This is a genomic window from Paenibacillus sp. 598K, assembly GCF_003851045.1.
GTDB lineage: Bacteria > Bacillota > Bacilli > Paenibacillales > Paenibacillaceae > Paenibacillus_D.
Genome location: NZ_BFBX01000001.1, coordinates 23,905 through 36,727, shown reverse-complemented (window position 1 = coordinate 36,727; position 12,823 = coordinate 23,905). Strand labels below are relative to the sequence as shown.

Genomic DNA, 12,823 nt, shown 5'->3' with positions numbered 1-12,823 from the left:
GGCTCCCACCGGCTGGCAGAGCAGCCGGTGGTCTCGATCCGCGAGTTGAGCTCCGATGCCTTTATCGGATTCCCCAAGGGCTTCGCAGTGCAGGAGCTGGTCGCCACAGCTTGCGGACGGGCCGGGTTCGAGCCGAGCATCGTCTACGAGAGCGCCCATTGGGATCTCCAGGTCGACATGGTCGCCGAGCGTCTGGGGGTCGCTATCCTGCCGGATGCAGCCTGCCAGAAGATCGCCAATCCCCATGTCCGCGTCCTCGCGCTGGAGGACCCGGTCCTCCCCTGGCATCTGGTCCTGATCTGGCAAAAGGACGGCTATCTCTCGCATGCGATGAAGGCATTCATGCGCTTCGCTCAGGCAGCCGTCGCTGTTCCTAGACGTTGAGTTACTTGGCGTTGAGCTGCTGGTATTAGCTTGTCGCCTGGCGCTCAACCGCTCGCAGCTTCACGCGAAGCGGTCGTAGATCCGATTGCGCTCGGCCCGCTCCTCGGGACTGAGCCGCTGGGCATCGGCGATCTCATAGACGCCGAAGGTATCATACAATCGCGACGTAGGGTCGATCTCCACATAGGTGCACCAGGGAAGCCAGTGGTAATGACTCTCGAGCATCTGCGTCGTGAAATTGCCGGCTTCGTGTCCGAGACCTGCCATACTGTAGCCCAGCTTGCCGTAAATATCGTTGGACTGTCGCGTATTGTTATGGATGAACTCGGCAAAATCGAGATAATGCTCGTCGCCCGTGATGACATACAGACGGTAGTAGGTGTAAGAGCAAGCGGCCATATAGACATCCGCGCCGCCGCCGATCGTAATGATGCTCTGTCCGCTGATCGAATAATGATTGAACGGATGGATCGGCCAAGGCGTCGTCACCGGGAAGGTCCACGCATACGTCCACGTCTCCGTATAGTCCGCTGCCCCGATCGCTCCCTCCAGCCATTTGTCCTCGCCGGTCAGATCATACAGTGCCAGGAAGCCCCACATCGCGTAGATGCCCGCCTCATTGTCCTGCACGTCGACATTGTCGCAGGTGCCGCCGCGATATTCCAGATTGCGGTACGCATGGTCATACGACCACTCCCCTGCCCGGATCGCCGCCTGCTTGTATCGCTCCTCGCCGGTCACCAGGTAGAACTGGACGAGGAACCGGATGACGCTAGGCGTGTTGGCCTTCGAGTCCATGCGGATCGAGCTGTCCGTATTATACGCCCGATAGAAGCTGCCGTCGTCATTCTGGATCTGGACGATCCAGTCGGCCGTCCTCCGGCAGAACGCCAGCCAGGCTGGCTTGTCCTCGCCCTTCTTATGCATGTACAGCCATGCATCGAGTATATTCTCGATGCCGTCCGCCAACATTCGGATATAGTGCGGATAAGGCTCGAACGCGCCGATCCCCGGATGATAGCACATGTGCGGCAGTCCGGAGTCGGTCATCGCCGACCTCGCCCAGAAGTCGACGACGTTGACTCCTTTCTCGTACGCATCCGCATCCTGCTCCTTGTCGCCGTAGCGCAGCAGTTGGTAGCCGATCCCGGGCTGTTGACCGACGAAGCCGAACTGGAAGGAGACGCTGGAGATGTCCATATTCGGAAACTGGCAGGAAAACGGCAAGCCGTACGCGTCGCCATACTGCCGGGTATAGTGAGACAGCATGCGCATGCAATTGTGGAAATGGCGTTCATTATCCACCTCAAACAGCTGATCGCGCATCCGGTCGTACGTCGTCCGCCAGACGTCGCGCATCATCTGCTGGTAATCGGGATAGCAGCCGAACTGCAGTGCCACCGAATAGCTTTGCTCGAAGCCTGCCTCGACAGGATGATTGACGCGATTGAAGCTTTTGGACGGCTCCTTGTAATCCAGCCCCTCATACTTTCGCGTAGCGGGCAGCTGTCCATTGCAGCCGGGGTAGACATAATCGATGGACAAGCCGTCGACCTGAGCCTCGAAGGGCTTGCGTACAGGGAAGCCATAATACAAGTAGTTCATCGTCCGGCTCTGCGGCTTGCTCATGCCGAGGGCGCCAATCGTAAACTTCGGGTCCACATGATTGCCAGCCCACTTGATATCCAGCGAGCGCATCGTCACATCGGAGGCCCAGCGCGAGAACGCTGCCATTTCGCCGGAGGCAATGTTCTGCATCGCGAACAGCGGCAGCGCCGATCCGGTCTCGATCCGCCAGAAATACTCGGCGTTGAGGTCTTTGCCAAAGTCCGTCTCGCGCGCAAACTCATTTTGCTTGTACCACACACCGGGCGCAAAGCAGTTGTAATCGCGGGGATGCTCCGACTCCGTCATCGTGAGCGACAGCTTGGTGGAGAAGCCAAGATCGCCGCCCGCCTTCAGCACCTTCACTTGCCGGCTTACCCGAAATCCAGATGGCGCCAGCTCATATGTATCCACAAAGCCAAACTCCGATCCGGCCGGCACAGCGAGCGTCCCCCGAGCGACCACTGTATCCCCCGCCGCCTTTACCTCGCTGTAGGCTTGGTCATAAAACTCGTTCAAGGCAAACTCGGTCTTCACCGTCACAAACATCGGACGCCGATTATAATAAAGCGCCCTTCCGTCCTTGAGCACCTCCACGCCGCCCGCTGTAAAGGTTAACGTGTACTCGCCATTGTCCAGTTGCATTCCAATTCCTCCTTGCGATCGTAGTAGCTATTGCTGGCCTATCTCATTAAGCTTCGACTTCAAAAATCGAGTCCACGATGATTGGGAGATTGTCCCGTACCGACACGGCGCCAAACACAGATCTCGCGTGAAGCCCCTTATCCTCGAACACGTCCATCATCAAGTCTGAAAAGCCGTTGAGCACCTTATGATGCTCTTCGAAATCGGCGCTGGCATTCACGAAGCCTTGCACCTTCACGACTCGCTTCACCCGATCCAGCGAGCCAAGCGCCGACTTGACGACAGCCAACACCTCCAGCCCCGCCTCCCTCGCAAATCGATAGCCTTCTAGCGTCGTATAGTCAATCCCCAGTTTACCTTTCGGATTGCCGTGGGGTCCTTTTCCGGAAACAAACATCAACCCGTTCACAATAACAAAATTGGCGTATTTGGCCGCAGGATCGCTAGCTTCCGGCAGACGGATATCCATTGCTCGCAGCCGATTTTCGATTAATTCTGAATCCATTGCGCACGCTCCTTTGTTGAAGAGTGGGAAATAATCCCTCCCTTAGCTATTCGACGTCTGGCAGCCATCCCCTTGTGCGATGGTTGGCACAAGTTGGAGACGAACAAAAGGTGCTCTGGAGCGGCGGAATATAGTCATTATCCTACATTTGAACAAAAAAACAGCGGATACAGTAAAGACTCCTTTGATACCCACTCCTTATAATTGGAATACATCAATTAAACAAGGAGTGAAAGGGAAGCGATGAGAAGTGTTAACGAAACGAATTGGTTTCTTTCTTCCAAATACGCTATTTATGTCACTTGGGCATATGAGGGAGAGAATGGAGCATGTGGCTGCTATCCCGATGGCCAATTGCCCCGAACGCTGGATGAGATGGCTAATGCATTTGATGCCAAGCGCTTCGCCGAGGATTGCGCCGCCTTCGGTGTTCAATATGTTAATTTCACCGCTTATCACGCTCATCTGTACATTCTCTATCCTAGCCAGGTTATTGAACATTATATGCCTGGCCATGCCGCGAGCAGAGACGTCATTCGCGAACTTATCGATGAATTGCATAAGCACGACATCAAGCTCCAGCTCTACATTCACGCAACAATCGGTGATACGATGACCGCAGAGGAGCACGAGCTGCTCGGCTGGCATGATGCTGCAGGCGGATATCGCAGATGGAATGATTTTATCAACGCCTTCTTCGAGGAACTCTGCGCTCGCTATGGTACAGAGATCGATTCTTATTACCTGGATATGATCTTTCACGAGCCATTCCTTGAGCGCATCGATCAGCCACGACTGCTTCGGACACTGACCCAGCATCACCCCGAGGTTGTCGTAGTTGGCAATGGACAAGCCGTCGAGGGTGTGCATTATGGCTCGCGTGAGGATGCCATGGCCAATGTCAGTGATGCCGATGATCGTCAGGCTTATCCGACTCAAACCGTCGTTACCTTGACCGGAACCTGGTGGTCCACGCAGCAGACCGATTCACCGATTGTGGCGCGTTATACGCCCGATCATTTATTTCGTTACCTGGTGCTGACAGCATCGGCGAACACGGAAGGGGGCGGGCTGGCAATCGGCGCTTCTCCGTATGTCACGATGGGATTCGAGCCAGGCGTGCGCGAGACCTTGCTTGCACTGGGCGCGCTCATCCAGCCTTATGCCAAGTCGATCCTGAATACGCTTCCCAGCAAGGCTTATGTGACGCCAGCGGGCATGCAGATCAAGCGTCTGCCCAGCGGCTTCGTAGCTACGCGTTCGCTGGATGGCTCGGAGGAGTATATTCATGTGCTTACTCCACCGGCAGGCAATACGATTCGGCTCCCTGTACCACTCGACGGCAGCAGCTACACGTCAGCCCGAATGCTCCTAAGTGGCAAGGAGGCCGAGCTGTCACAAGATGCCAGCGGCGTTATCCTGAGCATCCCCGAAGCGTGGGATCACCTGGATACGGTAATCGTGCTGTTGCGCGATCCGTCAGTTCCCGGCAAGCAAGCTGCCGGAAGGCCTCTCCCCCAGGATACAATCACCATTACAGGCGGGAATCATCTGGATGGCCACGGACCGGAATGCCTGCTGGATGGCGATGAATCGACATACTGGTGTACATCTGAAGGTATTACCCATACGATTACGCTTGACCTGGGTCGTGAATATGAAGTGTGTGCGCTGCGTGTCATGCCACGGCAAGAGCAGAGCGTTGAGAGCTTGGTCACTCATGTGACTACTTATTCCATATGGGCAGGGACTGATCCAGATCATCTGCGCCCTGTCGCCACGGGCGAGTGGAAAAGGTCTTACGAGGAGAAGCATTCTGCTTTCTCTCCAATAACCGCTCGCTATATTCAATTGCAAGCCGGTCCGGAATGGCTACCGTCCGATTGGCGTGTCTTCCCTCGCAGTGCTGCATCCGCTGCGAGCCTTACCGTCGAAGTGTCTGACTAAGTTCACAAGATAACTATTACGTATATAGGAGAGGATTCCATGTCATTCACATTGCAGATCGGGGACGAAGCCCCGGCATTCTCTTTGCCCGCAACAGATGGCAACACATACGCTCTGGGAGATTTTGATGCGGCCGATATATTGGTTGTCTTCTTTACATGCAATCATTGCCCCTATGTGATGGGCTCCGATGAGGTGACGCGCAGCACAGCCGAGAAGTTCAAGCCCCTGGGCGTAACCTTCGTCGGTATTAACGCCAACAGCGTGAACACGAAGCCTGACGATTCCTTCGCCCATATGCAGGAGCGGATAACCTCCCAGAGCTTCCCCTGGAAGTATCTGCATGATGAATCCCAGAATGCCGCACGGGCATACGGCGCGCTGCGGACACCCCATTTCTACGTCTTCGACCGGGAGCGCAAGCTCGTCTATACGGGTCGCGGGGTAGACAATCCACGTGAAACGAGTAAAATGACGATCAATGACCTCGATAATGCGCTGACTGAACTTGTCGCGGGAACACCCCTTACAACCCCTTATACCAATCCGATTGGCTGCAATATTAAATGGGAGGGGCAAGAGGAGCACTGGATGCCGGCTGAGGCTTGCGATTTGGTGTAAAGTAAACCTGTTCAGACACCACATGTCTGAAGGCGGGAAGGATTGCGATTGCAACCCTTCCCGCCTTCTTCACGTCATCATTAGACCGCCGACATAGACTAACTCAATTACAGCTTGATGGGCAGACCTGACAAGGCCGACTCATTGGCAAGCACAGTGATCTGTTGCGTCCGCCATGCATCCGCGTAGGTAGACAGAATCCCGGAGGTATCGCCGGTGCGGACCGCATGGAGGAAGGCTTCGTTTTCCAGTTGGTAGACGTCATTGCGGTTGGGGAATTGCGTCGTGCAGGTGGCCTCTATGTTCTTCAGCCCTGTCGGTCCCAGCTCCAGAACGCCGTGATCGGTAAATATCTTTAACTCGGTCTCATGTCCGACAGGCAGCATACAGGTGTTGGACAGGTTGGCAATCGCGCCGGACGCCAGCTTCAAGGTCACTGTACCGACATCGGGAACCGTAATATCCGCTGCTGCATCACGGTTGCGAGGATGAACGAGCGCATAGGCCGCATAAACCTCTACGATCTCGCCGAGGCAATAGCGCAGCAAGTCGACGAGGTGGGTCGTCTGCTCGACGAATTGCCCGCCCGATCCTGCAGCCTGTCTCCACCAGGATGCTCCGGGCATCCCCCCGTTCCATGAGCCCAACGCCATGCCTGGTGTATGATCCGCCAGCAGCTCCTTCGCTTTTGCGGTTCCATCCAGATAACGCAGGTGATAACCTACGGACGTAATCAGCTTTTTATCCTCAATGGCTGCCAGAATGGTGGAAGGGGTGGCCAAGTTGACGCCGAGCGGCTTTTCAATCAGAAACGGAATGTTGCGGGCAATCAGCTCAAGCTCCATATCGCCGTGCGCGAATGGCGGGACACAGATATAGACTGCGTCCAACGGTTGCCCGTCCAGCATATCCGATACGGAGCTGTAGCTTGCTGCCGATGGCAGCCCCTGAGCGAACAGCGCCGCCTTGTTCTGCGACGTTCCGCAGACGGCGGCGACGACAACATCCTTCATTGCTGTTAATAGACGAGCATGATGGGCGGCGAATCCGCCGGTGCCGATCATGCCGATCTGTAATGCCATACAAGCTCCTCCTCTTGTCTTGAACTTCCTACGCAAGATTGTGAAGCACCATAACCGCAAAAGCCGGAACCTCTACTTTTCCTTGCAAGGTGGCTCCCGTCAACAGATTGACCGCAGGCGCATCGATTGTCAGCCAGCCCGGCCGATTGCGGTATTCAATAACGATGCTTCCTTCCCCGGCAGGGCCGCTGCGAGGCATACATAGCACATTGGGAGATGCGTTGATGCCTGCTCCAGATTGAGCTGGCTCTCGCATATAGGAACGTACCAGTTGAATGTAGACGGCTTCTTCCGGCACGGTCCCGAGTACTGTTATTTTCCCAGCCCCCTTGTTGTTCACCGTCATGGCAGCCAGTCCGGCAAATTCGTGAGCATTCTCCCCGTACACTGCATAGGCAGAGGCGCCTTCCAGCTCGAATCCGTCATACCACAGTTGACTTTCTAGCGCAGTCCCCTCCTGGTCTTGGATAGGGAACGGGTACGCCGCATTAGCAGCAGCAAAATACTTGAGCCGAATTCCGCCCCACTGCTCGAGGCTGCCGAAGGGCTCGGCGAATTTGGCTGCATGCCGGTTACGCACGTCGGTCAGCGGCCCCGCGATCCATCTCCCTCCTTGCTCGATCCATTGCTCCAGCCGCTCACGCAAATCATATTCATCCAGACAAGCCAACAGCGGGGAGATGACACACGCATACGGGGTCAGATCGTGATCAGGGCTAATAATGTCCACCCGAATGCCCGCTTCGATCAGCGGCATGTAGAAATGCTTGAACAATACGTGCCAATAGCCAGGATGCTCGCAAATGCCCTGATGCGCGAACAGCTTCTCCGCATACGCAGAATAGTGAATCGCGATACGCGCCTGCTTCAGCTTCGTTCCATTCAGAAACCGGGCACAACGCGACAAGTCCTGGGCGATTCGGCTAATCTCCAGCTGGGTATAGGTAGGGCGCCCCGCAGAGTCGATCACACTGCCATGCATAAGCTCATGGCCGGCGCGATGCCCGCGCCAATGCCAATAGAGATTCGCTTCTCCGCCGAACGCCATGGGGAGCCAGGAGTTGGCCGTGCAGAAGCCCTGCGGCTTGTATCCCATCAGAGTTGTCCCGCCATTGCCGTTGGGGTCGGTCTCTGTATTCCAGAGCGGAGTGTCCTTGACGGTCTTGAGATAATCAAGCCAGAACAGCACATGATGCATCCCTTCTTCATTGCAATAATGGTTGAACATCACCAAATCAGCTTGACGATTCGCCTTCACATGGTCAATGAACGGCAGCGGCATCATATCCGTGCTGACGGGCTTCCTGGTGTGGCGCTTCAAGGCTGTAATCTGTTCATCAATATAAGCAATCGTCGATTGCTCCTGGAATTCCAGCCATGCCGTCTTCAAGGAAGGATGGTGAGGCGTATCCGGACGCGGCATCAGCACCTGAGCGAACGACGGGTACTCCTGGCTCCACAACGTCAGCTGCCATGCCTCATTCAAATCGGCAATATCGGTAAAACGCTCCTGCAAAAAATGGCGAAACCCGCGCTCGCAATCCGGACAGAAGCAGCCTTCGCCGAACGGCAGATAAGCCTCGTTGTCCACCTGCCAGCCCAATACAGACTCACAATCCGCGAATTCCTGGGCCAAGGCCGTGTTGATACGGCTAATATATTGCCTGTAGACAAGATTGTTAGGGCAATAATGCAGCCGGGCTCCGTGGGTGGTACGGTGCCCATTGTAGCGCATCGGCAGAATCTCCGGATGCTTGTCAGTGAGCCAGAATGGCGGAGTCGCGCTGGGCGTACACAGAATGGTCCCGATGCCTTGCTCGGCCAACTGCTCGACTACGGTGCGAAGCCAGTGAAAATCATAATGTCCTTCCTCCGGCTCCAGTCGACTCCAGGCAAACTCGGCAAGCCGAATCGTGTTGATGCCTGTCTGCTTCATCTGTGCGAGATCATAAGCAATCCTCTCCTGTCCCAACCCTTCCGGATAATAAGCCGCACCGATATACGGCGGATTCACCTTCCACACGATACATTCCCCCTCTCTAGGCTTTCAAAGATATCATTCGTCCAATCGGATTATGCGCCCGCTTAGGCATCCCGATGATCACCTTGCCATCCTCCACACGCACAGCCAACTGCTCGCCATCCATCGTCTGCGCCTTGGTGGGCAGCAGCGGCAATCGCGATCCCTCCAGCACCAGCTCGCGTCCCGGATAGTTCATCACGTACGCATAAAGCGTGTCGCCCTTCTCCACAAGAAATCCCCATGAATGCTGGCCTCCTGGCACAGGACGTGTGCCATAGATGGCCTCGCCGTTCACCTGCAGCCATTCGCCGATTTCACGCAGCACCTGTGCCTCTTCAGGCACAATCCGTCCTTCGTCATCCGGACTTGTGTTCAGGAATAACGCCGCACCCATGCCGGATAAGCGGGTCAAGGTTCGAATCAGCTTGCCTGAGGTTTTGAAGGCTCGATCTGCTCGGTTGTAGGCCCAAGATTCGTTGGTGGGGAACCACGATGCGAGCGGCAGATCGCTGACATGCGAGGTGTTGAACCCGACTCCGTTCTCGCCCGGCACATCCAGCTCGAAGATCTGATAGTCCTCGCCCGCCATCGGCGGCACATGCGCGTTGTTCGTAATGACGCAATCCGGCTGCAGCGTATGGATCATATCGTACAGTCTGCCGAATTCATAATCGCCCGGGGCGTTGAAGTGCTGGCATTCCGGGTTGTCGCGATAGGGGGCATAATCGGGCCAGAAGCCATCGAACAGCATACCGGCAATCCGTCCATAGTTCGTACACAGCTCCCGCACTTGGTCATGGTAATACGTCACGTATGCCGGCCAGTCGTGCAGATACGCCGGGTGGTGCCAGTCCAGCAGGGAATAGTAGAAGTGCAAGTCAATGCCAAGCTCCTCGCATGCCATTGCGAACTCCTTGATCACATCGCGGCCAAGCGGCGTATTCGTCACCTTAAAGTCGGTCAGTTGACTGTCGAACAGGCAGAAGCCGTCATGATGCTTGGTCGTTATGAGCACCATGCGTTCACCAGCATCATAGATCGTCCTCGCCCATTCCCTCGCATTGAAATGCCGGGGATTGAAGGTATCCGCCAGCTTGACATAACGGTCCAGATCCACCTTGCCGTTGTGCATGACCCATTCCCCCATGCCCAGCAACGAATACAGCCCCCAGTGGATGGTCATGCAGAACTTGTTGTCCCTGAATCTCTCCACCCCTCGAGCGCTTGCTTGCAAGGCGGCATCGCTTCGTACCAAATGATCCAATATCATCGTTGTCCCTCCTCATAAGTGATGAGCTAGAAAGTCGTTGTATTCCCCATAGGCCTGTGCCCAGTCCGCCCTGTCTTGCGGCTCATACAAAGTCGGGGAGAAGGAGCGGGCAACGACCTCGCGGATTTCAGATTGCGAGGCAACCTCGCCCCTGGCCATGGCTTGCACCATCAGATTGCCGATCGCCGTGCCCTCCACCGGTCCCGCGAGAACAGGCAGATCCGCCGCATTCGCGGTCAATTGACACAACAAGGTGTTGTGGACACCGCCGCCTACAATATAAATGGCCGTAGGCCGCAGGCCGGACAGCGCTGCCAGCTCATCCATCGACTGCCGGTATTTCAATGCCAGGCTGTCGACAATGCAGCGCAGCAGCTCGCCATCCGTAGCAGGCACCCGCTGCCCAGTGCGGCGGCAATAGTCGCGAATCTCCTGAGGCATATGCACAGGGGCAAGGAAGACGCTGTCGTCGGGATCAATGTACGAGGAGGATAACGGAGATTGCTCTGCGGATAGCATCATCTCGCTATAGGTCCACTCCTGTCCCTCGAGACGCCATACCCGCCTGCACTCCTGAAGCAGCCACATCCCCATAATGTTCTTGACCGTCCGCGTCGTTCCGTGCAGACCGCCCTCGTTGGTATAAGACAAGCGCAGACTGTCAGCGCTGATCAGCGGCCGCCGGCGCTCGATACCTACGATGGACCATGTCCCGCAACTGATGAATAAGAAATCCGTCCCGGTCGCAGGAATGGCCGTAATCGCTGCAGCCGTATCATGCGATGCCGTAGCCACCACCTGGATAACGCCTGCCCTGCTCCCCGCCCCTGCGGCCATCCCGCCCTGCCAGGGTCCGAGCATGGTCCCCGGCTGCACGATGGGTGACAACAGCCTGGACGGCAGGCCCAGCCGAGCCAGCACATCCGCTGACCACCCTTCCCGAGCCGAGGACATCAGCCCGCTAGTGGTTGCAACTGTATATTCAGCCGCACGAACACCGCACAAGAAGTAATTGAACAAGTCCGGCATCAGGAGCAGCCCGTCCGCCTGCTCCAGCATGTGTGGTGCCTGCTGATGCAGCGCGTACAGTTGGAAGACGGTATTGTAATGCCAGGGGCAATTGCCTGTGGCGGCATAGAGCTGACTTCGCGGCATCGCATGGAATGCCTGTTCAGGCACATCCAGCGTATGGTTATCACGGTAATGCAGCGGGTTGCCCGCAAGATTGCCGGACGCATCGAGCAGCCCGAAGTCCACTCCCCACGTATCGATGGCCAGCGTGACGGGGACAATGCCCTCATCCGCAGCCAGCTTCATGAACCGGCCAATCCCTGCCTCCACCTCCCTTAACAAGCCCAGGAAGTCCCAATACAAGCGTCCGCGCGCTCGCACCGGGCCATTGTCGAAGCGGTGCACCTCCCGCAGCTTCAGCGTGCTGCCGTCGAAGCTGCCGGCGACGGCCCGACCGCTGCTGGCTCCGATATCAATCGCCAGCATTCCCGGTTCACCCTTCATGCCCCAGTGCCTCCTCCAGCGTGATGCCATCATACGGAATGTATTGGCGCCAGTAGGCTACGGAATCAGACACCTTGCGCAGAATGGTGTTATTCAGCTCGGCCGTGCCGGAGAATACCTCCAATGTCAGATAAATATGCTCGCTGCGTGGCGGCATCCCCGCTTCCGCAGGAACGCGGTACGCCTCCTGCAAGGCGGCAAGCACCTGCGGTCCGAATATGATGCCGTTCCTATTGGCCGTCTCATCGAAGGGGAGATGTGCCGAACGGCTCCCATCCGTCTGCTGCAGATGGATGATCGGCGAATAGCTGCCCAATTGCCGCAGCCAGGCATACGTATCGCCGTCTTGCTCGCCAGCGAACAGATACGAATAGCGGTCAAGCTCGCGCTCGATCTGATCTGCCAGCCCTGGGCGTTCGCTATCCGGGGCAGCCGCCAGTCGTTCGAGCAGCGGTTGGATCGACTCCGGCCCCAGCCAGCTCGCGCCCTGCCCCTCCGCTCCGTCTTGATCTGCCGCCAGCCCGGCAGCCACTTGCAGCAGATGCGCCCTGGTCGGACGCTTGAACCGGCGTTGACCGCTCTGATGCCCGGTGTCCAGTGTCAAGTAGAACGGTGCGCCTCCACTGCGGGCGTACACCTCCCGCAGCAGCCTCTCCGCTCCCGCAATGGTCCATGGCACTTGATGCGGGGTGTACATCTGCTCCACCCCTGGCGTGGCGACGCCAATATAACGGCAATAAGCGGCGATATCCGCCAGCCGGGCATATAGATCCTCCTCGCTGGCCGCATACACCTCCGGCTGCTGCAGCACAGCATTGGCGAAGGCATGGCAATAGAAGCCGATGCCCGCATCCAGCTTGGCTGCAATATTGCACATCGGCTTGATCCACTCCTCCTGCATCCGCTCGCGTACGGACGGCTCGCTGTGCGCGAGTCCCAGCGTGGCATAGGAGCCATGCCCGGAATACATATTCGCGACTCGCACGCCCGTACGCGCTTCGGCCTCCCTGACCTCCTGCACCCAGCGTGCCAGGTATTCCCGCCCCATATAGAGCGGATCGCATTCGTTATCGGCGCTCGCTTCCACATAGCCGATCCCCATGTCGGCCAGCAGCGCCATCCATTCCGCCGGCCGTGTCCAGCGCTTCGAGGCGAAGCAATTGTCCACGGCCAGGTAGAGCCGGGGCCCTGCATTACGTTCTGGCATTGCCATCCCTCTTCTCCTC

The 12,823-nt window shown here is 56.9% G+C and carries 10 protein-coding genes; 3 read left to right on the top strand and 7 right to left on the bottom strand.

Annotated elements, in window-relative coordinates:
• The coding region (locus PA598K_RS37630; RefSeq protein WP_260405193.1) for a LysR substrate-binding domain-containing protein at nt 1-384 on the top strand (384 nt) is incomplete at its 5' end.
• A gap of 60 nt (nt 385-444) precedes the next feature.
• On the opposite strand, the gene PA598K_RS00125 is transcribed toward PA598K_RS37630, so the two are convergent.
• Nucleotides 445-2,634 (bottom strand): hypothetical protein, encoded by a 2,190-nt coding sequence (locus PA598K_RS00125; protein WP_128654899.1) that lies wholly within the window; start codon nt 2,632-2,634, stop codon nt 445-447.
• Between the two features lie 46 nt (nt 2,635-2,680).
• Complete coding sequence (locus PA598K_RS00120) at nt 2,681-3,139, bottom strand: RidA family protein (RefSeq protein WP_128654898.1); 459 nt, start codon at nt 3,137-3,139, stop codon at nt 2,681-2,683.
• 243 nt (nt 3,140-3,382) lie between these two features.
• On the opposite strand from PA598K_RS00120, the gene PA598K_RS00115 reads away from it, so the two are divergent.
• Nucleotides 3,383-5,086: an alpha-L-fucosidase gene (locus tag PA598K_RS00115; RefSeq protein ID WP_128654897.1), complete on the top strand. Its 1,704-nt coding sequence runs from the start codon at nt 3,383-3,385 to the stop codon at nt 5,084-5,086.
• 39 nt (nt 5,087-5,125) lie between these two features.
• Nucleotides 5,126-5,707 (top strand): thioredoxin family protein, encoded by a 582-nt coding sequence (locus tag PA598K_RS00110; protein ID WP_128654896.1) that lies wholly within the window; start codon nt 5,126-5,128, stop codon nt 5,705-5,707.
• 107 nt (nt 5,708-5,814) lie between these two features.
• On the opposite strand, the gene PA598K_RS00105 is transcribed toward PA598K_RS00110, so the two are convergent.
• From PA598K_RS00105 to PA598K_RS00085, 5 genes are read right to left on the bottom strand one after another with little or no spacing between them, the layout of a single operon-like run.
• Nucleotides 5,815-6,789 carry a Gfo/Idh/MocA family protein gene (locus tag PA598K_RS00105; protein ID WP_128654895.1) on the bottom strand — a complete coding sequence of 325 codons (975 nt, stop codon included), beginning with the start codon at nt 6,787-6,789 and terminating at the stop codon, nt 5,815-5,817.
• 28 nt (nt 6,790-6,817) lie between these two features.
• Nucleotides 6,818-8,812 carry a beta-galactosidase gene (locus PA598K_RS00100; protein ID WP_128654894.1) on the bottom strand — a complete coding sequence of 665 codons (1,995 nt, stop codon included), beginning with the start codon at nt 8,810-8,812 and terminating at the stop codon, nt 6,818-6,820.
• Nucleotides 8,813-8,828: 16 nt separating this feature from the next.
• On the bottom strand, nt 8,829-10,082 hold the full coding sequence (locus PA598K_RS00095) for an alpha-L-fucosidase (RefSeq protein WP_128654893.1): 1,254 nt from the start codon (nt 10,080-10,082) through the stop codon (nt 8,829-8,831).
• A gap of 12 nt (nt 10,083-10,094) precedes the next feature.
• Entirely contained in the window at nt 10,095-11,597 is a 1,503-nt protein-coding gene (locus PA598K_RS00090) for a rhamnulokinase (RefSeq protein ID WP_128654892.1), read from the bottom strand.
• Nucleotides 11,587-12,804 carry a TIM barrel protein gene (locus PA598K_RS00085; RefSeq protein WP_128654891.1) on the bottom strand — a complete coding sequence of 406 codons (1,218 nt, stop codon included), beginning with the start codon at nt 12,802-12,804 and terminating at the stop codon, nt 11,587-11,589. Before PA598K_RS00085 ends, PA598K_RS00090 begins: the two co-directional genes overlap by 11 nt.
• Between the last annotated feature and the right edge of the window lie 19 nt (nt 12,805-12,823).